The organism is Nocardia abscessus (assembly GCF_015477775.1).
Taxonomy (GTDB): domain Bacteria; phylum Actinomycetota; class Actinomycetes; order Mycobacteriales; family Mycobacteriaceae; genus Nocardia; species Nocardia abscessus_A.
In genome coordinates this window covers 172890-196502 of the sequence record NZ_JADLQO010000018.1, presented here as the reverse complement: position 1 = coordinate 196502, position 23613 = coordinate 172890, and the positions used below count along the sequence as shown (strand labels likewise).

At 69.3% G+C, this 23613-nt stretch carries 24 protein-coding genes; 18 read left to right on the top strand and 6 right to left on the bottom strand.

Annotated elements, in window-relative coordinates:
• Positions 1-89: 89 nt before the first annotated feature.
• From steA to IU450_RS33575, 7 genes are all read left to right on the top strand, one after another.
• Positions 90-1304, top strand: a complete 1215-nt coding sequence (gene steA / locus IU450_RS33605; protein WP_195153732.1) for a putative cytokinetic ring protein SteA — start codon at positions 90-92, stop codon at positions 1302-1304.
• Positions 1305-1314: 10 nt separating this feature from the next.
• Complete coding sequence (locus tag IU450_RS33600) at positions 1315-2259, top strand: copper transporter (protein WP_195153731.1); 945 nt, start codon at positions 1315-1317, stop codon at positions 2257-2259.
• Between the two features lie 213 nt (positions 2260-2472).
• Complete coding sequence (locus IU450_RS33595; protein WP_195153730.1) at positions 2473-4194, top strand: CTP synthase; 1722 nt, start codon at positions 2473-2475, stop codon at positions 4192-4194.
• A gap of 4 nt (positions 4195-4198) precedes the next feature.
• Positions 4199-4858, top strand: coding sequence for an NUDIX domain-containing protein (locus IU450_RS33590; RefSeq protein ID WP_195153729.1), 660 nt, complete (start codon positions 4199-4201; stop codon positions 4856-4858).
• Positions 4859-4864: 6 nt separating this feature from the next.
• A complete protein-coding gene (xerD, locus tag IU450_RS33585) occupies positions 4865-5809 on the top strand; it encodes a site-specific tyrosine recombinase XerD (protein WP_195153728.1) in 945 nt (314 codons plus the stop codon).
• A gap of 149 nt (positions 5810-5958) precedes the next feature.
• The gene (locus IU450_RS33580) at positions 5959-6423 is read left to right on the top strand and encodes a cupin domain-containing protein (protein WP_195153727.1); all 465 of its coding nucleotides are present in this window, start codon (positions 5959-5961) and stop codon (positions 6421-6423) included.
• Positions 6424-6613: 190 nt separating this feature from the next.
• Entirely contained in the window at positions 6614-7558 is a 945-nt protein-coding gene (locus IU450_RS33575) for a ParA family protein (protein WP_181724314.1), read from the top strand.
• On the opposite strand, the gene IU450_RS33570 is transcribed toward IU450_RS33575, so the two are convergent.
• Positions 7536-7862: a hypothetical protein gene (locus tag IU450_RS33570; RefSeq protein WP_195153726.1), complete on the bottom strand. Its 327-nt coding sequence runs from the start codon at positions 7860-7862 to the stop codon at positions 7536-7538. The genes IU450_RS33575 and IU450_RS33570 overlap by 23 nt on opposite strands.
• 238 nt (positions 7863-8100) lie before the next feature.
• Between IU450_RS33570 and IU450_RS33565 the strand changes: the two genes are divergently transcribed.
• The 6 genes from IU450_RS33565 to IU450_RS33540 all read left to right on the top strand — a co-directional run bounded on the left by IU450_RS33565 (position 8101) and on the right by IU450_RS33540 (position 13971).
• Positions 8101-9054, top strand: coding sequence for a segregation and condensation protein A (locus IU450_RS33565; protein ID WP_416382932.1), 954 nt, complete (start codon positions 8101-8103; stop codon positions 9052-9054).
• A gap of 49 nt (positions 9055-9103) precedes the next feature.
• Positions 9104-9760: an SMC-Scp complex subunit ScpB gene (gene scpB, locus IU450_RS33560; RefSeq protein WP_324197921.1), complete on the top strand. Its 657-nt coding sequence runs from the start codon at positions 9104-9106 to the stop codon at positions 9758-9760.
• Between the two features lie 9 nt (positions 9761-9769).
• Positions 9770-10849, top strand: a complete 1080-nt coding sequence (locus IU450_RS33555) for a pseudouridine synthase (protein ID WP_195153725.1) — start codon at positions 9770-9772, stop codon at positions 10847-10849.
• 35 nt (positions 10850-10884) lie between these two features.
• Positions 10885-11592 carry a (d)CMP kinase gene (cmk, locus tag IU450_RS33550; RefSeq protein WP_195153753.1) on the top strand — a complete coding sequence of 236 codons (708 nt, stop codon included), beginning with the start codon at positions 10885-10887 and terminating at the stop codon, positions 11590-11592.
• The gene (gene der, locus IU450_RS33545; protein ID WP_195153724.1) at positions 11589-13007 is read left to right on the top strand and encodes a ribosome biogenesis GTPase Der; all 1419 of its coding nucleotides are present in this window, start codon (positions 11589-11591) and stop codon (positions 13005-13007) included. Before cmk ends, der begins: the two co-directional genes overlap by 4 nt.
• Before the next feature lie 205 nt (positions 13008-13212).
• A complete protein-coding gene (locus IU450_RS33540; RefSeq protein ID WP_195153723.1) occupies positions 13213-13971 on the top strand; it encodes an acyl-[acyl-carrier-protein] thioesterase in 759 nt (252 codons plus the stop codon).
• On the opposite strand, the gene IU450_RS33535 is transcribed toward IU450_RS33540, so the two are convergent.
• Both IU450_RS33535 and IU450_RS33530 read right to left on the bottom strand, forming a co-directional pair.
• A complete protein-coding gene (locus IU450_RS33535) occupies positions 13968-15455 on the bottom strand; it encodes a mannitol dehydrogenase family protein (RefSeq protein WP_195153722.1) in 1488 nt (495 codons plus the stop codon). The genes IU450_RS33540 and IU450_RS33535 overlap by 4 nt on opposite strands.
• 67 nt (positions 15456-15522) lie before the next feature.
• On the bottom strand, positions 15523-16551 hold the full coding sequence (locus tag IU450_RS33530; protein ID WP_195153721.1) for an NAD(P)/FAD-dependent oxidoreductase: 1029 nt from the start codon (positions 16549-16551) through the stop codon (positions 15523-15525).
• 175 nt (positions 16552-16726) lie between these two features.
• On the opposite strand from IU450_RS33530, the gene IU450_RS33525 reads away from it, so the two are divergent.
• Genes IU450_RS33525 through IU450_RS33515 form a run of 3 tightly spaced genes read left to right on the top strand, consistent with a single transcriptional unit; the run spans position 16727 to position 18475 of the window.
• Positions 16727-17206, top strand: coding sequence for a Dps family protein (locus tag IU450_RS33525; RefSeq protein ID WP_195153720.1), 480 nt, complete (start codon positions 16727-16729; stop codon positions 17204-17206).
• Positions 17207-17262: 56 nt separating this feature from the next.
• The gene (locus IU450_RS33520; protein ID WP_195153719.1) at positions 17263-17646 is read left to right on the top strand and encodes an anti-sigma factor; all 384 of its coding nucleotides are present in this window, start codon (positions 17263-17265) and stop codon (positions 17644-17646) included.
• Positions 17636-18475, top strand: coding sequence for an RNA polymerase sigma factor SigF (locus IU450_RS33515; protein WP_195153718.1), 840 nt, complete (start codon positions 17636-17638; stop codon positions 18473-18475). Before IU450_RS33520 ends, IU450_RS33515 begins: the two co-directional genes overlap by 11 nt.
• A gap of 6 nt (positions 18476-18481) precedes the next feature.
• On the opposite strand, the gene IU450_RS33510 is transcribed toward IU450_RS33515, so the two are convergent.
• The gene (locus IU450_RS33510; RefSeq protein WP_195153717.1) at positions 18482-18715 is read right to left on the bottom strand and encodes a hypothetical protein; all 234 of its coding nucleotides are present in this window, start codon (positions 18713-18715) and stop codon (positions 18482-18484) included.
• Between the two features lie 293 nt (positions 18716-19008).
• Here IU450_RS33510 and IU450_RS33505 point away from each other — a divergent pair, with 293 nt between their 5' ends.
• A complete protein-coding gene (locus IU450_RS33505; protein WP_416382931.1) occupies positions 19009-21120 on the top strand; it encodes an AMP-binding protein in 2112 nt (703 codons plus the stop codon).
• Positions 21121-21189: 69 nt separating this feature from the next.
• On the opposite strand, the gene IU450_RS33500 is transcribed toward IU450_RS33505, so the two are convergent.
• Positions 21190-22554: a WS/DGAT/MGAT family O-acyltransferase gene (locus tag IU450_RS33500; RefSeq protein ID WP_195153716.1), complete on the bottom strand. Its 1365-nt coding sequence runs from the start codon at positions 22552-22554 to the stop codon at positions 21190-21192.
• Between IU450_RS33500 and IU450_RS33495 the strand changes: the two genes are divergently transcribed.
• A complete protein-coding gene (locus tag IU450_RS33495) occupies positions 22553-22690 on the top strand; it encodes a hypothetical protein (RefSeq protein ID WP_195153715.1) in 138 nt (45 codons plus the stop codon). The two genes, IU450_RS33500 and IU450_RS33495, sit on opposite strands and share 2 nt — an antisense overlap.
• A gap of 56 nt (positions 22691-22746) precedes the next feature.
• On the opposite strand, the gene IU450_RS33490 is transcribed toward IU450_RS33495, so the two are convergent.
• On the bottom strand, positions 22747-23349 hold the full coding sequence (locus IU450_RS33490; RefSeq protein ID WP_195153714.1) for a DUF6968 family protein: 603 nt from the start codon (positions 23347-23349) through the stop codon (positions 22747-22749).
• Positions 23350-23613: the final 264 nt, after the last annotated feature.

Sequence of the window (23613 nt, the reverse complement as noted above, 5' to 3'; positions counted from 1 at the left end):
GTGGTCGAGGAGGTTCAGGCGCGCGATTGCGGGTGCGCGAAACGGCGCGCCTCCACCAATGGTTGAGAGTTTGCCGCCATCATCGGCCCATGAGGATGCCGGCGCTGTTGTCGAGAAACACCGAAACGCTTCCTGGTCTGATCGGGACTGCCCGGGTGGATCGCAACACCCGGCGGCTGCTCGGGCGGATCGGGCCGGGCGACATCGTCGTCCTCGACGAGATGGACCTCGACCGGATGACCGCCGACCGCCTGGTCGAGGCGCGCGTGGGCGCGGTGATCAACACCTCGCCGTCCATTTCCGGCCGCTACCCGAACCTCGGCCCCGAGGCGCTGGTGACCAACGGCATCCTGCTGCTGGACACGGTGAGCTCGGACGCGTTCAAGAGGATCAAGGACGGCGTGAAGGTCCGCATCGATGGCGGCGTGGTCTACGCCGACAAGCTGATCAAGAAGGAGCCGGAGGTCCTCGTCGAGGGCATCGAACTCACCGAGTCCGCCATCGCGGAACGGATGATCGAGGCGCGCAACGGTCTGGCCGATCACCTGGAGGCCTTCGCGGGCAACACCATCGAGTTCATCCGGACCGAGAGCGCCCTGCTCATCGATGGCTTCGGCGTTCCGGAACTGGATTTGTCGATGAAGCACCGGCACGTGGTGGTCGTCGCCGACGGCCCGGATCATGCCGAGGATCTGCAGCGGCTCAAGCCGTTCATCAAGGAATACGCCCCGATTCTGATCGGCGTCGGCCGCGGCGCCGACACGCTGCGCAGGCGGGGCTACCGGCCCGATGTCATCGTCGGCGACCCCGACGAGATCACCTCCGCGACCATGAAATGTGGCGCCGAGGTGATCCTGCCCGCCGACACCGACGGTCACGCCAAGGGGCTGGAACGCATCCAGGACCTCGGCATCGGCGCGACGACGTTCCCCTCCTCCGGCTCGGCTGCCGATCTGGCGCTGCTGCTCGCCGATCATCACGGCGCGGCGCTGATCGTCGCCGCGGGAGCGCCTGCCTCGCTCGATGATTTCTTCGATCGCGGCCGGCGCGACAGCAATCCGGCCACGTTCCTCACCCGGCTCAAGGTCGGCACGAAGCTGATGGACGCGAAGGCCGTGGCCACCCTGTACCGCACCCGGGTGTCCGGGATCGCGGTCGCGCTGGTGGTGCTCGCGGCGCTGGTAGCGGTGATCGTCGTGCTGCTGGCGTCCAACAGCGGCGGCGAGTTCGCCGACTGGGGTGTGGACACCTGGAACCGCTTCGCGCGGTGGGCGCAAGGGCAGCTCGAATCCTGGAAATTCTAAAGGGAGAACAATGATTTCGATGCGCCAGCATGCCATCTCGATCGTCGCGATCTTCCTCGCGCTCGCGATCGGCGTGGTGCTCGGATCCCAGACACTCGCGGCGGACCTGCTGTCGGGCCTGCGGGCGGACAAGACCGAGCTGCGACAGCAGGTCGACGCCCTGACCGAGCAGAACCGACAGCTCGACGACCAGGCCATGGCCGCCGACCGGTTCGTCGCCGGTTCGTCGGGCCGCATCCTCGGCGGCACGCTCGCCGACCGCAGCGTCGTCGTGTTCACGACCCCGGACGCCGATCCCGGGGACGTCGACGCGGTGACGAGGGCGCTCGAGATCTCCGGCGCGGGCGTCACCGGCCGGATCGCGCTCACCGAGGCATTCGTCGACGCCGCCGAGGGCGACCGGATGCGCACGGCCGTTACGAACGTCATCCCGGCCGGGGCGCAGCTGCGTACCGGCGCGGTCGACCAGGGCAGTATGGCCGGCGATCTGCTCGGCCTGGTGCTGCTGCTGGACCCGGCCAGTGGGCAAACCCGCGGCACCCCGCAGGAGCTCGAGTTGGCGCTGGAGACGCTGCGCGGCGGCGGCTTCCTCGCCTACGGCGACACGCCGGTGCGGCCCGCGCAGCTCGCGGTCGTGATCACCGGCGACGGCGTCGATGCCGCCCGGGACGGCGCAGGCTCGAACACCGCCCGCTTCGCCGGAGCCCTGCGCGGTCGTGGGGCGGGGGTGGTGCTCGCGGGCCGCACGGGAGCCGCGGACGGGCAGGGGCCGATCGCCGTGGTCCGCACCGACGCGGCGCTCGCGGCGCAGGTGAGCACCGTCGACAATCTCGAAAGAGAACTCGGCCGCGTCACCACGGTGCTTGCGCTCGGCGAACAGCTCAACGGTGGTGCGGGCCGCTACGGCACCGGCGCCAAGGCCGCATCGCTCACCTTGGCCGCGCTCCCGGGCTGACCTGCCGAAATCGCCGAGTACCCGCCGACGGTACCGGTGTCGGCCCGCCGCCTGCGCGGTCTTCGCGACACCGGTTCCCGGCGACCGCTGCCACCCGGGACGCGACCCGCCTCACAGTTGGGCCGCGGATGCTCTGACCGGCGCCTGGCGATCGACCGGCAAACGCGCGTGGCATTCGAACGGACGGGCGGATTCGTGTTACCGTGAAGACCCGTGGGTCAAACACGGATTCAGGCGCGAACGGCCACGAAGCACATCTTCGTCAGCGGTGGTGTCGCCTCCTCATTGGGTAAAGGTCTTACCGCCTCCAGCCTCGGTCAGCTGCTGACGGCGCGTGGGCTGCGCGTCACGATGCAGAAACTCGACCCGTACTTGAACGTCGATCCCGGCACGATGAACCCCTTCCAGCACGGCGAGGTGTTCGTGACGGAGGACGGCGCGGAGACCGACCTGGACGTCGGCCACTACGAGCGCTTCCTCGACCGGGACCTGTCCCGGGACGCGAATGTGACCACCGGGCAAATCTATTCGTCGGTGATCGCCAAGGAACGCCGCGGCGAGTATCTCGGTGACACGGTGCAGGTGATCCCGCACATCACCGACGAGATCAAGAACCGGATCCTGGCCATGCGCGGCCCGGATCTGCAGGGCCAGACCCCGGACGTGGTGATCACCGAGATCGGCGGCACCGTCGGCGACATCGAGTCGCAGCCGTTCCTGGAGGCCGCCCGCCAGATCCGCCACGACGTCGGACGCGACAACGTCTTCTTCCTGCACGTGTCGCTGGTGCCCTACCTCGCGCCCTCGGGTGAACTGAAGACCAAGCCGACCCAGCACTCGGTGGCCGCGCTGCGCAATATCGGCATCCAGCCCGACGCGCTGATCCTGCGCTGCGACCGCGAGGTCCCGCAGGCGCTGAAGAGCAAGATCGCGCTGATGTGTGACGTCGAGGTGGACGCCTGCATCTCCACCCCGGACGCGCCGTCGATCTACGACATCCCCCGCGTGCTGCACCGGGAGGGGCTGGACGCCTACGTGGTGCGCAGGCTCGGCCTGCCGTTCCGCGACGTGGACTGGACCGTGTGGGGCGATCTGCTCGACCGGGTGCACTCCCCGCGCGAGACGGTCGAGGTCGCGCTGGTCGGCAAGTACGTCGACCTGCCCGACGCCTACCTCTCGGTCACCGAGGCGCTGCGCGCGGGCGGGTTCGCCTCGCGCGCCAAGGTGAACATCCGCTGGGTGCCCTCCGACGAGTGCGAGACCCCCTCCGGTGCGCAGCACGCGCTGCGCGACGTGGATGCCGTGCTGATTCCCGGCGGATTCGGTATCCGCGGCATCGAGGGCAAGGTCGGCGCGATCCACTACGCGCGCACCCGTGGCATCCCGCTGCTCGGCTTGTGCCTCGGCCTGCAGTGCGTCGTGATCGAGGCGGCTCGCAGGGTGGGACTGGCGGAGGCGAACTCGGCCGAATTCGAGCCGGACACACCGCATCCCGTCATCTCCACCATGGCCGACCAGGAACAGGCCGTGGCCGGCGAGGCCGATCTCGGCGGCACCATGCGCCTCGGCGCCTACCCGGCCATGCTGGAGAAGGGCTCGGTGGTGGCCCAGGCCTACGGCAGTGAGCACGTCTCCGAGCGTCATCGTCACCGCTACGAGGTCAACAACGCCTACCGCGACAAGATCGCCGAGAGCGGATTGAAGTTCAGCGGCACCTCGCCGGACGGGCACCTGGTCGAGTTCGTCGAGCTGCCTGCCGACATGCATCCGTTCTTCGTCGCCACCCAGGCGCATCCGGAGTTGAAGAGCCGCCCGACCCGTCCGCATCCGCTGTTCGCGGCGCTCATCTCGGCGGCGCTGAAATACAAGGCGGCCGAACGGCTCCCGGTGGACATTCCGGGCGAGGAACTCGCGAGCGCGACGGAACAGGCGTAACGGCATGACCGACGGGGGCGCTGCCCAACCGGGCAGCCACGATTTCGAGATCGTTTCCGGCGAGACCGTCTACAGCGGCGCCATCCTGGCGTTGCGGCTCGACCAGGTGCGGATGCCGGGCGGGCGGGTCGTCGAGCGCGAGGTGATCGAGCACCACGGCGCCGTCGCCGTCGCCGCGATCGATGACGACGACAACGTGGTGCTGATCAACCAGTACCGCCACCCGATCGGCAGGCGGCTGCTCGAACTGCCCGCCGGGCTGCTCGACCTGCCCGGCGAGGACCCGCTGCTCGCGGCCCGGCGTGAGCTGGCCGAGGAGACCGGGTTGGCCGCGCGGGAGTGGGCGGTTCTGGTGGACGTGGTGCTCTCGCCCGGGTTCACCGACGAGGCGCTGCGGGTCTACCTGGCTCGAGATCTGTACGAGACCGACCGCCCGGAGCCGGAACTGGAAGAGGCGGACCTCGAAGTGGTCCGCATGCCGGTCCAGGAGGCGGTCCGCGCGGCGCTGGCCGGGGAGATCGTCAACGCCACCGCCGTCGCGGGCGTGCTCGCACTGGCGGCCGCGCGGGCGGGCGGCATCGAGCCGCGGCCCCCGGACGCCGCGTGGGAGGGGCAGCCGACGGCCTTCCTCCGCCGCAAGGCGGCCCAGAAGTCCGAAGACTGACCGGAGGTGCTCGGTCGCGAACTCGACGCCTATCTCGACCATCTCGCCGTCGAGCGCGGCGTCGCGCCCAACACTCTGGGCGCCTATCGGCGTGACCTCGGTCGTTACCTGGACTTCCTGGCCGGGCGCGGCATCGGCTCGCTGGAGCGGGTCGCCGAATCCGATGTCGCGGAGTTCACCGTGGCGCTGCGCTCGGGCGGTGACGGGCACTCCGCGCTGGCGGCCAGTTCGGTGGCCCGCGCGCTGATCGCGGTGCGTGGCTGGCATCGCTTCGCCGCGGCGGAGGGACTGACCGACACCGATGTGGCGCACGCGGTGAAGCCACCGGCGCCGGGGCGCAGGTTGCCCAAGGCGCTGCCCTACGACCAGGTGCTGCGCGTGCTGGAGGCGGCAGGTGGCGGGGCCGGCGACGCCGCGGCGGGCGCGGACGGCGGACCGCGCGGCCTGCGCGACCGTGCGCTGCTGGAATTGCTGTATTCCACCGGCGCCAGGATTTCGGAGACGGTCGGGTTGGACGTCGACGATCTCGATGTCGAGGAGCGGGCGGTCGTGCTGCGCGGCAAGGGCGGTAAACAGCGCCTGGTGCCGATCGGGCGCCCCGCTCTCACCGCAGTGGACGCCTATCTGGTCCGTGGACGCCCGGTGTTCGCCGCTCGGGGTAAGGGCACTGCGGGAGCCCTCTTCCTGAATGCTCGCGGCACCCGCCTGTCCCGGCAGAGTGCCTGGCGGGTCCTGCACACCGCGGCTGAACGCGCGGGTATCGCGGCGGCGGTGTCACCGCACACGCTGCGCCATTCGTTCGCCACCCACTTGCTCGACGGTGGCGCCGACGTCAGGGTGGTGCAGGAGTTGCTCGGCCACGCGTCGGTGACCACGACCCAGATCTACACGCTGGTCACGGTCAACACCTTGCGCGAAGTCTGGGCCACCGCCCACCCCCGAGCCCGGTAGACGTTCCGCGGCGGGCGATTTCGCGAGTGCGGGTCACGCTGGGGGCCTCTGGCCGCCGGAACAAAGTGGACTCAGGTCCGGTTGTGTTGATTCGCCGGGCGTATGCGCGGTGATCGCCCGATTCGGGAGCACGACGCGAGGTGAGGTGTATGACAAAGTCTTTCATCGTTCACGAGGCCGATGTCGAGGCGGTTCCGCTGCCCGGCGGCGGGTCCTTCCGGCTGCTCGAGGACAGCGAGAACTCCGGAGGACTGTTCGGCGCGAATCGGCTGACCCTCGCCGCGGGGGCGGACGGCATCCGGCCGCATTATCACACGAAATCGACCGAGATCTTCTATGTGCTGAACGGCGCGATGGAGTTTCTCGTCGACGGCGCCCGCAGCACGGTGGGCGAAGGTGGCCTGGTGGTGGTCGCGCCGGGCGCCGTGCACGCCTTCGGAGCCGCCGCGGACGGGCCCGCGGAGTTTCTGGCTGTGCTCACACCCGGTATCGTCCGCTTCGAATACTTCCGGCAACTCGGCCGGATCGCGCGCGGGGAGGCGGACTGGGACAGCATGAACGAGTTGCACGACCGGTTCGACGTTCATTTCGATGGCGGACCGCAATGGCGCTGACCAGCGCGTGCCGAACACGCCGCGCGCAGGCGCGGCACTCGAGTGCCGTCAAGCGGTAGCGTCTAACGAGAGCTGGACCGCACGAAAGCGAGGTCGGCCCTGATCGGCCTCGCTACGCTCGGCGAGGCAACGGGCAGGAACGTATAAGGAGCAGCGGATCGTGACGACAGCCGGAGCGGCAGAGCCGCCGATGGGTGCTGGGGCGGAGCCGCTTACGGGCTCGCGACCGGGTCCGTACTCGGACGCCGCGGCGGAAACGCTGTGGGGCCATGGGGTAGAGCCGGTCCCGGAGGACGCGACGCTCGGCCCGACCGGACGGCCGTTGCGGCTGGTGCCGGACCCGCCGCCGGTCGGCCAGCACGGTGACGCGCTGATCGTGGCCATGTGCAACCAGAAAGGCGGAGTCGGCAAGACCACCTCCACCATCAATCTCGGTGCGGCACTGGCCGAATACGGCCGTCGCGTGCTGCTCGTCGACCTGGACCCGCAGGGCGCGCTGTCGGCCGGTCTCGGCGTGGCCCACCACGATCTCGACTCGACCGTGCACAACCTGCTCATCGGTTCCAAGGTGTCCATCGACGACGTGCTTATGCAGACGCGCGTCCCGAACATGGACCTGCTGCCGAGCAACATCGACCTCTCCGCCGCGGAGATACAGCTCGTCAACGAGGTGGGCCGGGAACAGTCGCTGGGCCGTGCGCTGGAGCCGGTGCGCAACCGCTACGACTACATCCTCATCGACTGCCAGCCTTCGCTCGGCCTGCTCACGGTCAACGCCCTGGCCTGCTCGGACGGCGTGATCATCCCGATGGAATGCGAGTATTTCTCGCTGCGTGGACTTGCGCTGCTCAACGACACCGTCGAGAAGGTGCGGGACCGGCTGAACCCGCGGTTGAGCCTGTACGGGATAGTGGTCACCATGTTCGACGCTCGACTGCTGCATTCCCGCCAGGTCATGGCGCGAGTCGTCGAGGTGTTCGGCGACCTGGTCTACGACACCGCGATCGCGCGCACTGTCCGATTCCCGGACGCCAGCGTTGCGGGCGAACCCATTACCACATGGGCGCCGAAATCCGGTGGCGCCGAAGCGTATCGGTCGATGGCCCGGGAAGTCATCCACCGCTCCGGCCGGTGACCGGCCGCTCCGGCCCCTCGTCTGCGTCCCACCACGACCCGTCCGGCCAGGGGTCTTCCGCGGCCGGATCGACTCCCACGTCCGACCACCGCGCGCCCGGCGCCGGTGGGCCGGACGAGCCATCGCAAGCCGCCGCCGAGGTGCCCGCGCTCGGGAACGCGGCGGCCGCGTTCATCGCCGCGGGCCGCGACGCGGCGCCCAGGCGGCCGAACCCGGCCGTCGTCGGCGAGCCCGCCGGGCGAACCGGACCGGAACCGGGTGCCGCCGCACCGCCCTCGCTCAGCGGCGCGGACGAACCGTCCACGCCATCTCGTGCACCGCGCACCGGGGCAACTGCGGGCGATGTTCGCCGGACACGAACCGATCAGTCAGTCGATGTGCCGGACACCCCGGGGGCGGTGTCGGATGTTGCTGCCGCCAGGCCGGAGGTTCCCGCAGCGGTGCCGGAGGTGCCTGCGGCGGTGCCGGACGTGCCTGCTGCCGTGTCGGAGGTTCCTGCGGGGGTGCCGGACGTGCCTGCCGTGTCGGACGTGCCTGCGGCGGTGCCGGAAGTCCCTGCTGCCGTGCCGGACGTGCCTGCGGCGGTGTCGGAGGTCCCCGCCACTGTGCCGGACGCTCGCGCCGCCGCGCCCGATGCGCCGCCGGGTGATGCTTCGCAGGCCACGGACCCGCAGACGTCCGGATTCCGGCTGCGCCTGAGCAATTTCGAGGGTCCTTTCGACCTGCTGCTCACGCTGATCAGCTCGCGCAAGCTGGACGTCACCGAGGTGGCGTTGCACAAGGTCACCGACGAGTTCATCGCCTACACGAAGGCGTTGACCGCGAACATGGCACAGCAGAACACGTTGCGCTCGGACAAGATCCTGGACCAGACCACCGAATTCCTCGTCGTCGCCGCCACGCTGCTCGATCTGAAGGCGGCGCGCCTGCTGCCGTCCGGGGAGATGACCGACGCCGAGGACCTCGAACTGCTCGAGGCGCGCGACCTGCTGTTCGCCCGGCTGCTGCAGTACCGCGCGTTCAAGCAGGTCGCCGAACTGCTCGGGGAGCTGGAGGCGGCCGCGCTGCGCCGCTATCCGCGCGCGGTCGCCCTGGAGGAGCGCTACGCCGACCTGCTGCCCGAGGTTACGCTGGGTGTCGGGGCGGCGGAGTTCGCCGCGATCGCCGCGGCGGCCTTCCGGCCCCGTCCGGTACCCAAGGTCGGGCTCGACCACCTGCACACGCACGCGATCTCGGTGGCCGAGCAGGCGGCACTGGTGCTGGAGCGGCTCAAACAGCGTGGTGCGGGTGCGTGGACCTCCTTCGGCGAGCTGGTCGCCGACTGCGAGGTCCCGGTCCAGATCGTCGCCCGCTTCCTGGCGCTGCTCGAGCTGTATCGCGGCAAGACGATCGAGTTCGATCAGCCCGATCCGCTCGGTCCCTTGTCGGTCAGCTGGATCGGCGACGAAGCCGCGCAACAGGTGGACACCATGACGATCGAGGAGGACTACGGGTGAGGCGAACTGGGCGCCGTACAGGGGAGCGCGGTTCCGGAGAGGCGCAGTCGTGAGCGAGACAGTGGTGGAACTCACCCCCGAGCCGCTCGCGGACGCCGATTTCCGTTCCGCGCTGGAGGCCATGCTGCTGGTCGTCGACACTCCGGCCCCGGTTGACCAGCTCGCGGCCGCCCTCGGCGACAGCCCGCGGCGGGTGGAGCAGACCCTGCGCGCGATGTCCGCCGAACTGTCGGCCCGGGCCAGCGGGATGGATCTGCGTTTCGTAGGTGACGGCTGGCGCTTCTATACTCGCAGCGAGTACGCGCCGTATGTGGAACGGATGCTGCTCGACGGCTCCCGATCGAAACTGACCCGGGCGGCGTTGGAAACGCTGGCGGTGGTGGCATACCGTCAGCCGGTGACCAGGACCAGGGTCAGCGCGGTGCGCGGCGTGAACGTCGACGGGGTGATGCGCACGCTGCTGGCCAGGGGCTTGATCGCCGAGGCAGGCGTCGACCCGGAGACCAACGGGACGCTGTACTGCACGACAGAGCTGTTCCTGGAACGGATCGGGCTCGCGTCGCTGAGCGACCTGCCGCCGTTGGCGCCCCTGCTTCCGGGCGTCGACCTGATCGATGAGATCAACGAGAGCCTGGACACCGATCCCCGGTACACCAGGTTGAAGAAACCCGCCGAGGCCGATTTGGATCTCGGCACCGAAGAGTGACAGGAAACGATGAATACGCCCGCTCGCCGAGATGGCACACCGGATCGTAGAAAACGCGGCGCTACGCCCGAACGGGGCGGCACGGGCCGCGCCTCGGGCTCACGCGACGCGCGTTCGGCCCAACGGGGGATCACCGCCCGAGGCGCCCAGCAGGGCGGCACGGGCCGTGGATCGGCCCAGCGCGGCTCGGCCCAGGCGCCGAGCCCGCAGCGGCACACGGCTCCCGTGGGCAAGAAGAAGCCCAAACCACAGCGGCAGGCCGCGCAGCCGCCGCTGCTGAGCAACGCCAAGCCCGCGCGCCACCAGAACGTGGAGCCAGCCGAGTCCGGCGGCCATACCAAGCTCCCCTGGGGTGAGGGGGAGCGGCTGCAGAAGGTCCTCGCCAAGGCGGGTGTGGCCTCGCGCCGGGCCGCCGAGGAGATGATCGCGCAGGGCCGCGTCGAAGTCGACGGCATGATCGTGCGCGAGCAGGGCCTGCGCGTCGACCCGCAGCGCGCCGTGGTGCGCGTCGACGGAACCCGCGTGATCGTGCGCGAGGAACTGGTGCACGTCGCGCTGAACAAGCCCAGGGGCTGGCAGTCCACGATGTCCGACGATCTCGGACGCCCCTGTGTCGGCGACATCGTGGCCGAGCGGATCGCCGCCGGTCAGCGCCTGTTCCATGTCGGGAGGCTGGACGCCGAAACCGAGGGTCTGCTACTGCTCACCAATGACGGCGATCTGGCGCACCGGCTCATGCACCCGTCCTTCGAGGTCTCCAAGACCTACCTGGCGACGGTGCAGGGCGAGGTGAACAACCGCGCGATCGGCAAGCAGCTGAAGGAGGGCGTCGAGCTGGAGGACGGTCCCGCCAAGGTCGACCGCTTCCAGGTGCTCGAGCTGGGGGAGGGACGTTCTTTGGTGAAGGTGGTGTTGCACGAGGGGCGCAAGCACATCGTGCGCCGCCTGCTCGACGCGGTGGGCCACCCGGTCGTCCGGCTGGTTCGCACCCATATCGGCCCGGTCGCGCTGGGCGACCAACGGCCCGGCACACTGCGCGTGCTCGGCCGCGATGAAATCGGCAAACTCTACGAGGCGGTGTCGTTGTGAACGGTGTGGAGATCCCGGTGCAGACGCCGGCGCGAATGGCCGGTACGAGCCCGCTCGTGGTCGCCATGGACGGGCCGTCGGGCACCGGGAAGTCGAGCGTGTCGCGCCGCCTGGCCACCCGGCTCGGCGCCCGATACCTCGACACCGGCGCCATGTACCGGGTGGCGACGCTGCGCGTGCTGCGCGCGGGCATCGAACTGACCGACACCGCGGCCATCGCCGCGGCGGTCAAGGAGCTGCCGCTGTCCATCGGCACCGATCCCAGCCGTGAGGTGATCGAACTCGACGGCGAGGACGTGCGCTCGGAGATTCGCGGCGACGCCGTCACCAAGGCCGTTTCGGCGGTCTCCGCGGTGGCCGAGGTGCGTGACCTGCTCGTCGCCATGCAGCGCGACATCACGGCGGTCGCGGGGCGGATCGTGGTGGAGGGTCGGGACATCGGCACCGTCGTGCTGCCCGACGCGGACGCCAAGATCTACCTGACGGCTTCCGCGGAGGCGCGGGCGCACCGGCGCAATCAGCAGAACATCGCCGAGGGCCGGGGCGACGACTTCGCGGGCGTACTCGCCGACGTGCAGCGCCGCGACACTCTCGACTCGACCCGCAAGGTGTCCCCGCTGCGCCCGGCCGAGGACGCGGTGCGCGTCGACACCAGCGAACTGTCCATGGACGAGGTCATCGACGAGCTGTATCGCGTTGTCGCCCAGCAGATCTCGGCATTCAGGGCCGGAGGTGGCCGGTGAACGAGGATGTGCTGGCCGGCGACGGCGTCTGGACCGACGAAGCCGACTGGGAGCTGGCCGATCTCGAGGCCGAATTCGAGGACGGCGCACACGTCGCGATGCCGACGGTCGCGGTGGTCGGCCGCCCGAACGTGGGCAAGTCGACGCTGGTGAACCGGATTCTGGGCCGCCGTGAGGCGGTCGTGGAGGACATTCCGGGAGTGACCCGCGATCGCGTGTCCTACGAGGCGAACTGGGCGGGTCGCCGGTTCCTGGTCCAGGACACCGGAGGGTGGGAGCCCGACGCGAAGGGACTCCAGCAATCGGTGGCCCGGCAGGCCGAACTGGCCATGCAGACCGCCGACGCGATCCTGCTCGTGGTCGACGCCGTGGTCGGCGCGACCGCCACCGACGAGGCGGCGGTGAAGAAGCTGCGCCGCTCCGCCGTTCCGGTCATCCTGGTCGCCAACAAGGTCGACGACCAGCGGGTGGAAGCGGAAGCGGCGGCGCTGTGGTCGCTCGGACTCGGCGAGCCGCGGATGGTCAGCGCCGCGCACGGCCGCGGCACGGGCGACCTGCTCGACGACGTGCTCGGCGTGCTCCCGGAGACCCCGCGCGAGGGGGCGGGCGGCGCAGGCGGCCCGCGCCGCGTGGCGCTGGTGGGCAAGCCGAACGTCGGCAAGTCGAGCTTGCTGAACAAGCTGGCCGACGACGAGCGCTCGGTGGTGCACGATGTCGCGGGCACCACGGTCGACCCGGTCGACTCGCTGGTCGAACTGGGCGGCAAGGTGTGGAAGTTCGTCGACACCGCCGGGTTGCGCCGCAAGGTCGCCAATGCCAGTGGCACGGAGTTCTACGCCTCGCTGCGCACCAAGTCGGCGCTGGAGGCATCGGAAGTGGCGATCATGCTGATCGACGCTTCGCAGCCGATCACCGAACAGGACCTGCGGGTGATCAGCCTGGTGGCCGATTCGGGGCGCGCGCTGGTGCTGGCGTTCAACAAGTGGGATCTGGTCGACGAGGACCGGCGTCTGCAGTTGGAACGCGAGGTCGACCGGGATCTGATCCGGGTGCCGTGGGCGCAGCGGGTGAACATCTCCGCGCACACCGGCCGCGCTGTGCAGAAGCTGGTGCCCGCCATGGAGACCGCGCTCGAGTCCTGGGACAAGCGCATCTCGACGGGCAGGCTCAACACCTGGCTGAAGGAAGTGATCGCCGCGACCCCGCCGCCGATGCGCGGCGGCAGGTTGCCGCGCGTGCTGTTCGCCACCCAGGCGACCACCCGGCCACCGACGTTCGTGCTGTTCAGCACCGGCTTCCTGGAGGCGGGCTATCGGCGCTTCCTGGAGCGCAGGCTGCGCGAGGAGTTCGGTTTCGACGGTTCGCCGGTCCGCATCTCGGTGCGGGTGCGGGAGAAGCGGGACCGTAAGAAGTAGGAGACCACGACGAGCCCCGGCGCCGCTGGTACGCCACCGACGCTGGGCTCGCACTAACCCATAGTGCAGTGGCTAACTTTTAGCGATTACCTCTTGTCGGCGAGTCTTTGAGCAAAATTCCTGATGCTGTTCGAAATATTCTCGAGAAGATGACGATCTGCGCGTATGCGTCGCCATATCGGCAAATGGCTGGCATCATCCGGTCATGGTCATTCCCAGCGTGCTGCCGGAACCCCCAGCCGTCTTGACTCCCTTCGAGACGGGGTGGCCTGTTCGTCTCGCCGACACCGACCGCGATCAGCGCCTGCGACTCGACGGGGTGGCACGCTACCTGCAGGACGTCGGTTACGACCATCTCGAGGTTCTGCAGGACGGCGACATCCATCGGCTGTGGGTGATCCGCAGGACGGTCTTCGACGCGCTGAAACCGCTTTCGTTCGGCGATTGGGCTACGCTGCGGCGCTGGCCCTCGGCGACGTCCACCCGGTGGTGCACGATGCGCGTCCAGGTCTGCGGCAGCGCGGGCGGTCTGGTGGAGACCGAGAGCTTCCTCATCCACTTCGGCACCGAGTCGGGTGTGCCTGCCCGGATGAGCGACCGGTTCCTCGCGCCCATGCTGGCGTGCACGACCGAGCATCGGCTGCGCTGGAAGGCCGAACTCACCGACCCGATGCCCGCGGCAGGCGAGCCCGGCGTCGAGACCCGGCAATTCCCGCTGCGAGTCACCGATATCGATCTGCTCGACCATATGAACAACGCGGTCTACCTCACCGCACTGGAGGAGGTTCTCGCCGATCACGCCGAACTGAAATCCGGCCCGCATCGCGTGGTGGTCGAGTACGGGAAGCCGGTGCGGTCCGGGGAGGCCGTCGAGCTCGTGTCCCGCCGCACCGACGCGAGCCTCGACGTGTGGTTCGCGGTCGGCGCGGAATGCCGAGCGGTCGCCCGCATCACCCCGCGCTAGCGAGCCAAATTCTCGACGGTGGCACGTGCGCCCCTGGTGCGCAGTGCGTCCAGGGTCGCCAGATAGGCGGACACGAAGCGCGGGTGCTCGATCAGATCGCCGAACAGGGAACGCTCCTCGAGGAACGCGGTGGGCTGCTCGCGCTGACGCCGTGCGAGTGGTACGAGCCGGTCGCGTAGCCGGTCCACGATCTCGATCGGCTCCCCTCGCTCGTCGACACCCTCGGCATAGCGTGCCCAGCTCGCGACTACCGCCGCCGCGCAGTCGATCTCGCCGCCGGTGGCGAGCTGCGCCCGGACCACCGGCAGCAGCCACTTCGGAATCCGGTCGGAGGATTCCGCGCACAGCCGGGCGATGGTGTCACCGATCGCGGGGTTGGCGAACCGGTCGAGCAGGGTCCGCTTGTAGGTGTCCAGATCGACACCGGGTACCGCGCGCAACGTCGGTGTCGCCTCGGCATCCATGTATCGCAACAGGAATCGCCGGAAGGCCGGGTCCTGCGCGGCGTCGTGGACCAGCCGGTAGCCGCTCAGATATCCGAAGTAGCACAGCGCCTGGTGGCTCGCGTTCAACAATCGCAGCTTCATCAGCTCGTACGGGGTGACGTCGTCGACGAGCTGCACGCCGACCTGCTCGAAGGGCGGGCGGCCGAGTCCGAAGGAATCCTCCAGCACCCACTGCACGAACGGCTCGGTCACGACCGGCCAGCGGTCGGTGAGCCCATAACGCCGCTCGATCTCGCCGGTGGCTCCGGGCGGAGTGACCGGAGTGATCCGGTCCACCATCGAATTCGGGAAACGCACCTGCTGCGCCACCCAGGATCCGAGCTCGGCATCACGCAGCGCGGCGAACGCGCCGAACATCCGGCGCGCGACGTTCCCGTTGCCCTCGATGTTGTCGCAGGACAGCACGGTGAACGGCGCGATGCCGCGCGACCTGCGCCGGGCCAGGGCTTCGACGACGAGCCCGAAAACGGTGGCGGGCGGCGCGTCCCCGGCGAGATCGGCGCGAATCGCGGGATCGTCGGCGTCGAACTCTCCGGTGGCGGGCGCGATGTGGTACCCGCCCTCGGTGATGGTGAGCGAGACGATCCGGGTGGCCGGGTCGGCGAGCTTCGCCACGACGGCCTCCGGATCGTCCGGCGCGTACCGGTATTCGACGAGGGAGCCGATGGTGCGGGTGGTCCACGTACCGTCGGGGGCGACGGTCGACAGTGTGTACAGGCCGTCCTGCGCCCGGAGCACGTCGCGCATGCGGCGATCACCGGGTAGTAGGCCCACTCCGCAGATGCCCCACTCGTCTCCGAGGCCGCGTTCGAGCAATCGGTCGACGTACATCGCCTGGTGCGCCCGATGGAATCCGCCGACTCCGAAATGCACGATGCCCGGGGAGATTCGGGAGCGGTCGTAACCCGGTGTCGAGACGCGATCGGCGAATTCGGTCATCGTCGCCGCCCGCAAGGGTGTGGCCGTCCGTTCTGACATCCCGCACCTCCCCGTGTCGTGTGGATCACACCATAGTGCAGCGCTGAGCCCGCACCGGCCGGTGCGGTCAGCTCGGCGGTGGCAGCAGCGAGTCCAATCCGTGGCGCCGAGCGCCGAGTACCCGCTCGGCGTTCACTCGCTCGAGGTCGGCGGAGAATCGCTCGGTGCGCCGCCGGTCGACGGCCAGGCGGGTGTCCTCCGCGACGAGGTCCGCGTTGATCGCGGCGGCGGCCGTGACGCCACCGGCGGCGGACTGCACCACCCCGGCGACCACGTCGGTGACGTTGCCCGCCACCCAGACGCCGGGCACCGAGGTGCGGCCACCAGCGTCGGCCACCACGTGGGTGCCCGCTCCCGAAGGGTGCCGGGCCGTTTCGGCGCCGAGGCCGAGCAGCAGCGCGTCGCGGGCGACCAGCAGCGGCGCGAGCGCCAGCGCGGCGATCGGCACGACGCGGCCGGATTCCAGCCGCGCCCCGGCGAGACGGTCGTCCACCACCTCCAGTGCGCTCACCACGCCCTCCACCACCGCGATGCCGCGGGCCGCGAGTTGCTCGGCCTGCTCCGCGTCCGGCGCGGGGGAGGTGTGCCGCAACAGCGTCACCGAGGCGCTCCACTGCCGGAACAGCAGGGCGTGGTGCACCGAGCCGAGCACGCCGATCGGGCGGTCACGGATCTCCCAGCCGTGGCAGTACGGGCAGTGCACCACGTCGCGGCCCCACCGTTCGCGCAGGCCGCCGATCGGTGGAAGTTCGTCCGTCGAGCCGGCCGCGACGAGCAGTCGGCGAGCACGCAACGGCTCCCCCCGGTCGGTGTCCACCACGAACCCATCCGGCGTCCGCCGCGCCGCCACGGCCCGCGCGTACCTGATCCGCCCACCGTACTGTTCGACTTCCCGTGCGCCGATCGTCACCAACGCCGCCGGTGGGATGCCCTCGCGGGTCAGCCATCCGTGCACGCCCGCGGCGGGGGCGTTGCGCGGCTCCCGCGCGTCGACCACGACCACCGTGCGGCGTGCCCTAGCCAAGGTCAGCGCCGCCGACAGACCGGCTGCTCCGCCGCCGATCACCATCACATCCACTTGCTTCTGCTCAGCCATGCCCCACCGTGCCGAGTAAACGGTCAAATCGGCAAATGTTGTTGCCGTTACGGCAACCTCCCGTCCGGGGTACCCACCCCGTTTCGCCCGTCCGGGGAAGCCGCTGCGAGGTTTATCGCCGCAGAGCTGGGTAGACCGTCGATGACCCGGATCGACGGCAGAAAGGTTCGAAGCGATGTCCCAACCCATCACCAGCACCCTGGACCCGGAGCAGCAGCGCATCGCGGGCGAGACGCTGCAGGCGACGGTGGTCGACCTGATCGATCTGTCGCTGATCGCGAAGCAGGCGCACTGGAATGTGGTCGGCTCCAATTTCCGGTCGGTGCACTTGGCGCTGGACGAATTGGTCACCGTGGCACGGGATTTCACCGACGCCGCCGCGGAACGCGCCACCGCTGTCGGGGTCAGCCCGGACGGGCGCGCCGCGACCGTGGCCAGGGATTCCGGCGCGATCGGTATCGGCGATGGCTGGCAGCAGGACACCGACATCATCGACACGATCGTCGGCAACCTCGCCGCCGTGATCAAGCGGCTGCGTGAGCGGATCGCGGCGACCGAGAAGGCCGATCCGGTGACCCAGGATCTGTTCCTGGCCATCGCGGCGCGACTGGAGCAGTTGCACTGGATGTGGCAAGCGCAACTCGCCACGGTCTGATGCGGGTGATCACATGCGCGTTCGGCGCGCCCGCCACCGAGACCACCACGGTCGCGGTGCGGATCCCCGCCGACGCGCGACACCTGGCCCTGATCCGCGGCATGGCCGACACCGTGTGCCTGGTCGCCGACGTTCCCTTCGCCGCGGCCGCCGACATTCGCCTGGCGATCAACGAGGCGGCCACGATGCTGCTGGCGGGCTGCGTGCCCGGTTCGACGCTGGGCTGTGAGTTCGCCTACGGCGTCGACCGGATGAGCGTGCGCGTCGACACGGTCGGCGCGTCCGGCGACGAGATCGAGGGCGATCCGTTGAGCTGGGAACTGGTCCGCATGCTCACCAGTTCCCTGTCGATTTCTCGTGACCCTTTTGATTCGAAGATTGGCGGGTATCAGACCGTTATCGAGTTCAGTTGGGAACGAGGGCCATTTGATGACACGTGAGTTCACGACCGACGGAAACGGCGCGACGGGCCGCACGCGTGCGGGCGACAGCTACGACAATATCGAGCCGTGGTTCGAGAAGATGGCCGCGATGGACGAGGACGATCCCCATCGCGCCGCGCTGCGCGAGGAGGTGATGCGGCGGTGTCTCCCGCTCGCCGAACACATCGCCCGCAAGTTCTCCGGCCGCGGCGAGTCCTACGACGACCTGCTGCAGATCGCCCGGGTGGGCTTGGTGCTCGCGGTGGACCGTTTCGACGTCTCCCGCGGCAGCGCGTTCCTCGGGTTCGCGGTCCCCACCATCATGGGCGAGGTGCGCAGGCACTTCCGGGACAACACCTGGTCCTTGCGAGTGCCGCGACGGCTCAAGGAGATCCAGTTGCGCATCGGTCCCGCCACCGAGACGCTGTCGCATCGGCTCGGGCGGATGCCGACGGCACGGGAGATCGCCGCCGAATTGGACGTCGAGGTCGGCGAGGTCACCCAGGCGCTCATCGCGGGTAACGCCTACCAGACCAACTCGCTGGACACCGGTGGTCGCGAGGACGGCGACGGCGCACCGCAACCGCTCGCCGACACGCTCGGCGCCGAGGAGCCCTGCTACAACCTGCTGGAGCAGGCGATGGCGGTGCGTCCGCTGATCGCGGAACTGCCCGCGCGCGATCGGCAGGTGCTGATCATGCGCTTCTTCGAGTCCAAGACCCAGACTCAGATCGCGGAATACCTGGGCGTCTCCCAGATGCAGGTGTCGCGCATCCTCGCCCGGATCCTCAAGGATCTGCGCGAGCGCGCGCTCGGCTCCGACGAACTCGCCGCGCGCGCGGCCTGATTTGTCTCAGGTGCGTGCGCGGGGGGCCGACTCGGTCATCGGTGTCGCGGAGACCTCGCCCGTCCAGCCGCACGGCAGGGCGCAGCTGGCGATGACCTTGGTCTCCATCTCGCCGTTGTCGTAGCGCAGCGTGGTGGTCTCCGCGTAAGCGGGATAGCCGCACGCTCGGCATTTGCCGAAGAAATCGAGGATCTCCTCGGTGCGGGAGTGCGCGATACGTCGTGCGGGCTTGTCGTCCATAACCTCTCCAGCCAGCGTGCGGTCCTGCCGAGCAGGCGTCTGCGACGTTAGGATCGGCCGTCGCCGCCTGGCGGGGGTTTCGCTGATCGTTGGGCTGATTCACATGCGCCGCGCGGGTGAATTGGGTCGGTTCCCAGGTTCAGGTGAATGCTGGGCAATCGCAGCGTATTTCCTGCGTATCGCTGGTAGTGGCGGCGAGGCCGGGGCTACTTGACCTTATCTGTGACTGACGTTACAAAGGAGCTACCCGCCGACCCGAAGTTCTTCGAACCGGCCGACGAGAAGTGCACAAGTTGGTTACCGATGTCATCGATGTGGTCGCGGAATTCGCGATCGCCCGCAAGACCATCTGGGATCTGCTGCTCGAACCGCAGACGTATCCGCGCATGTTCACCGGTATCGGCGCGTGCGAGCAGATCCAATCCGCCGACGGCAACGTGGTCTGGCAGATGCGTGTCGGCACCTATGGGACCGGCATCCGCACCCATCAGATCCGTCTGAGCGTAGGCCGGTGGTACGAGAGCTTCGAAATGCAATACGCCGCACTGGGCAGCTTCGCTTCGGTGCGGCTGCACGGAGACGAGGAGCGCACCAAGGTCACGGTCACCTATTTCGCGCCGAGCCGGGTGCATCCGCGGGTCGCGGAGCTGTCCAATGTGGCGATCGCGGAGTGGACCAAGAGCGGACTGAAGCGGGTGGCCGATGTCGCCAAGGGCGCGCGGACCTCGTTGGTCGTCAACGGTGAGGATTCGCCGATCCTGCGCAACGCGGGCGTCGCGCGGCAGATGGTCGCCACCGGCGTCGTGCTGCCGGTGCGGCTCGATCGCAGCATCAGACAGCTGCGCTCGCTGGCGAAGTGGGGTTTCAATCTGGCGGGCGGTTACGCGGCGGGCGCGGCGTACGCGCCGGAGCGGACCGCGATCATCGACGACCGCGGCACCCGGTCCTTCGCGGACATGGACGAGCGGACCACCGCGCTGGCCGCGGCGATGGCCGCGCACGGTCTCGGCTCGGGCGACGCGATCGGACTGCTGGCGCGCAACCACGCGGGCATGGTCGAATGCATGGTCGCCGCGGGCAAGCTCGGCGTGGATGTGGCCCTGCTGAATTCCGGTCTGGCGGGGCGCACCATCGAGGAGATCGTGCAGCGCGATCGGCTGTCGGCGCTGTTCGTCGACGGCGATCTGGAGGAGTTGGTGCGCTATCTGCACGCCGACATCCCGCGCTACAACACCGACGAACGCCCGCCTGCCCCGGACCGGACGACCGTGAATCAACTACTGGCGCAGGGGCACACCGCTTTTCGCACGCCTGCCCAGCCGGGGCGGCTCATCGTGCTCACCTCCGGGACCAGCGGGACGCCGAAGGGGGCGCGCAGGCCGCATCCGAAAGGCTTCGGGTCCATCGCGGCACTGCTGTCGCGCATCCCGATGCAGATGGACGAGACCATGCTGATTCCGGCGCCGCTGTTCCACACCTGGGGGCTGGCCGGGCTGCAGTTGAGCACCGCGCTGCGCGCGACCGTGGTGCTCGCCGAACGGTTCGACGCGGAGGACTGCCTGCGTCGCATCGCCGAGCACAAGGTCAACACGGTGATCGTGGTGCCGACCATGGTGCAGCGCATCCTCGATCTGCCCGCGCACGTGCGCACGCGCTACGACACCTCCAGCCTGCGGCACATGATCAGTTGCGGCGCGCCGCTCGCGGGGGCGACCGTCGAGCGGTTCATGGATGCCTACGGCGACGTCCTCTACAACGTCTACGGCTCCACCGAGGTCTCGTGGGCGACGATCGCGACGCCCGAAGACCTGCACACCTCGCCCACCACGGCGGGTAGCCCGCCACTGGGCACCAAGGTCGCCGTGCTCGGGCCGGACCACCGCCGGTTGCCGATCGGCGCCACCGGGCACATCTTCGTGGGCAACCACATGCTGTTCGACGGGTACGTCAACTCGGCGCCACCCGACGAGGCGCACGGCATGCTGGACACCGGCGACCTCGGCTATCTCGACGCCGCGGGCCGGTTGTTCATCGCAGGACGAGACGACGAGATGATCATCTCCGGTGGCGAGAACGTCTTCCCGCGCCCGGTGGAGGAGGCGCTCGCACACCTGCCGCAGGTCAGCGACGTCGCGGTGGTGGGGGTGCCGGATCACGAATTCGGTCAGCGGCTCGTGGCATTCGTGGTGAAACGCGAAGGGGCCGGGCTCGATTCGGACATGGTCCGCACCTACATCCGCAACCGCCTCAGCCGCTTCTCGGTTCCCCGGGACGTCACCTTCCTCTCGGCGCTGCCGCGTGGCGACACCGGCAAGATTCTCAAGCGTCTGCTCGCCGGTCCGGGTGCGACGAAACCGGATCTGCCGCCCTCGATCAACGGGCTCGGAACGGCCGGTTCGTCCTGAGCTCCGCGCGGCGGGCGGTCGTGCCGAAAGCGCGCACGGCCGGCCCGCCGCGGCGGTAGCGCCCGGCGATCAGTAGACGGTGCCCTCCAGTTCGGTCAACGCGGACTCCAGATGGTCGAGCAGCCTGGCCACGTCCGGCACGCCGCGGCGGCAGGCGACGATGCCGATGTCGAGGCTGTCGGCGTTGCTGGTGAGGGTGATGTTCACCGCTTGGCCGTCGAGCGGGATCGACAGCGGGTAGCTGGCGGCGACGCGGGCGCCGTTCCAGTACTGGGGTTCGCGCGGCCCGGGGATGTTGGAGATGACGATGTTGAACGGCGGGCTGGTCAGCGCGGTGGTGGCGGGCAGGAGCAGCGACAACGCGAGCGGACTCAGCGTCAGCGCCGAGAGCGAGACCGCCTGCACGGGGGACAGCGCGCGGTAGATCTCTTTGCCGCGGTGCATCGAGGCGCTGATCGCCGCGAGCCGTGCCGCCGGGTCGGGCAGATCGGTCGCGAGATTGCACAGCAGCGCCGCCACGGCGTTGCCCCCGCTCTCGCCGTCGTCGGACTCCGGCCGCAGCGAGACCGGGACCATGGCGATCAGCGGCTTGTCCGGCAGAGCGACGTGTTCGAGCAGGTAGGTGCGCAGCGCGCCCGCCGACATGGCGAGCACCACGTCGTTGAGCGTGGTGCCGGTCATCTTCTTGACCTGGCGGATGCGATCCAGCGGCCAGGAGCGCGCGGCGCAGCGGCGTGCCCCACCGATCGGGACGTTGAACATGGTGCGCGGCGCGGCGAAGGGCAGCGTCAGTTGCTGCTCGAGCAGTGCGGTGCGAGCCAGGCGCAGTGCCGAAGTGGCCGAGCCCGCCGCGGCGAGCAGCGCCCGTGCTCGTGTGCCCAGGGTGTGCCTGCGCGGCGGATTCGCGCGATGCGTGGTCGAGGGCGGGAGGTCCCAGGGCACCAGCGCTTCGCCGGACTCGGGGTCGGTGGTGAGCGTGCGCTGCAACAGCCGCTGGGCGCCGACGCCATCGATGAGAGCGTGATGCATCTTCGCGTACAGGCCGACCCGGTCGCCGGCGAGCCCTTCGATCAGATGCGCTTCCCACAGCGGTTTGTGCCGGTCGAGCAGGGTGCTGTGCAGTCCGGCGGCCACCTCGGTCATGGCTTCCAGTCCGCCCGATTCCGGAAGGGCCCATCGCTGGATGTGGTAGTCGAGTTCGACCGTGCTGTCCACCGTCCAGGCCAGCTGTGGGGTGCCGAACAGGCGAGACGGACGCTTGCGGAACATGGGATGGAAGTTCTGGTCGGCTGCCAGCGTCGCGTACGCGCGGCGGGCGAACTCGGGTCCGGAGCCGTTCACGGGGTCGAAGACCGACAGCGAGCCGACATGCATCGGATGCTCGCGTGACTCCGCGACGAGGAACAGGGCGTCCACCGGCGAGATGAAATCCATGGGCAGTTCCCTCCTGGCGACGCTGCGGCCGCGCCACGGTCTGGTTCAGGACACGGGGACGGTCGGCGACGGGCGTGCCGGACTGCTCATGGCGCGGGGTGATGCGCCGGTCGAACGACAATCCACCAACCGATGATTCGATGCCGAATCCGGACCGGCTGGGCGGATCGCCGCGGAATGTGCGTCCGCGGCTCAGGAGAGGCGGCTGACCGGCCAATCGTGCGGCAGCTCGAGGCGTTCGCTGATCATGTGGATCGCGGTGTGCAGCGCTTGGATCTCGTCGACGCCGCTGGCCACCGACGCGCCCTGCTCACTGATGTGGAACCGGCACAGGTGCGCGCGCCGGTCGGCTGCCAGATACGGCCTGCCGATGATGATCGACAGCGAGCTGTCGGCGTCGCGCAGCGTGCGGGCCGCGATGAGGGCCTGCGGTTCCTGCTCGGCCGTCGTGGCGGCGCGCGAAGGCCGGGTGGGGGCGGCGGGGAAGCAGAGGTCGGACGGTTCGGTCACGGCGAAGTGCGCGCCGTGGCTGTTGGCCTGTCGCAGCTCCAGTGCGATCTCCTGGAAGGCGCGGTAGAGCGCGGCGATGGAATCGGCGCCGTGTGCCCATCGCTCGCCGATGCCCTGGATGCGGAATCCGCACACCACGCCGGTGTCACCCGGTGCCATCTGCGGTTTTCCCACCTCGATCGACACTTCCCGCATCGCGTCGGCGACGGTGCGGGTGGCGATCACCTCTCTGATGCGTCGCCATTTCGTGCTCGCGATCGCACCGCCGTGTTCGGACTCGCGCACTGCGGACGTGGTCGTGTCACCAGTGACCCGCGCCGGTATCGCTCTCATAGCATGTGGAGTACCCAAGTTGCGGCTCGGTTTATCCTGCCGTTCGAGGTGACCTGGACCGCAGCGCCGGCCTAGGCCGATAATCCCGACATCTTCCGCGCCTAGGGATCAAGATGTGCCCCCGATGGTCGGGCGCGGCGGGTTGCCCGCCGAATACGGAGTCCGAAGAAGACACGCCGGATCGGCAAAATGGCTACCCGATGGTTAACCTGCCTC

Coding starts and splice junctions, on each gene's coding strand:
- IU450_RS33555 (WP_195153725.1), top strand. CDS start 9,770: ATGAATACGCCCGCTCGCCGAGATGGCACACCGGATCGTAGAAAACGC.
- cmk (WP_195153753.1), top strand. CDS start 10,885: ATGGCCGGTACGAGCCCGCTCGTGGTCGCCATGGACGGGCCGTCGGGC.
- steA (WP_195153732.1), top strand. CDS start 90: ATGAGGATGCCGGCGCTGTTGTCGAGAAACACCGAAACGCTTCCTGGT.
- IU450_RS33600 (WP_195153731.1), top strand. CDS start 1,315: ATGATTTCGATGCGCCAGCATGCCATCTCGATCGTCGCGATCTTCCTC.
- IU450_RS33500 (WP_195153716.1), bottom strand. CDS start 22,554: ATGGATTTCATCTCGCCGGTGGACGCCCTGTTCCTCGTCGCGGAGTCA.
- IU450_RS33530 (WP_195153721.1), bottom strand. CDS start 16,551: ATGGCTGAGCAGAAGCAAGTGGATGTGATGGTGATCGGCGGCGGAGCA.
- IU450_RS33535 (WP_195153722.1), bottom strand. CDS start 15,455: ATGTCAGAACGGACGGCCACACCCTTGCGGGCGGCGACGATGACCGAA.
- IU450_RS33510 (WP_195153717.1), bottom strand. CDS start 18,715: ATGGACGACAAGCCCGCACGACGTATCGCGCACTCCCGCACCGAGGAG.
- IU450_RS33575 (WP_181724314.1), top strand. CDS start 6,614: ATGGGTGCTGGGGCGGAGCCGCTTACGGGCTCGCGACCGGGTCCGTAC.
- IU450_RS33590 (WP_195153729.1), top strand. CDS start 4,199: ATGACCGACGGGGGCGCTGCCCAACCGGGCAGCCACGATTTCGAGATC.
- IU450_RS33525 (WP_195153720.1), top strand. CDS start 16,727: ATGTCCCAACCCATCACCAGCACCCTGGACCCGGAGCAGCAGCGCATC.
- IU450_RS33495 (WP_195153715.1), top strand. CDS start 22,553: ATGGGCAGTTCCCTCCTGGCGACGCTGCGGCCGCGCCACGGTCTGGTT.
- IU450_RS33580 (WP_195153727.1), top strand. CDS start 5,959: ATGACAAAGTCTTTCATCGTTCACGAGGCCGATGTCGAGGCGGTTCCG.
- IU450_RS33515 (WP_195153718.1), top strand. CDS start 17,636: ATGACACGTGAGTTCACGACCGACGGAAACGGCGCGACGGGCCGCACG.
- IU450_RS33540 (WP_195153723.1), top strand. CDS start 13,213: ATGGTCATTCCCAGCGTGCTGCCGGAACCCCCAGCCGTCTTGACTCCC.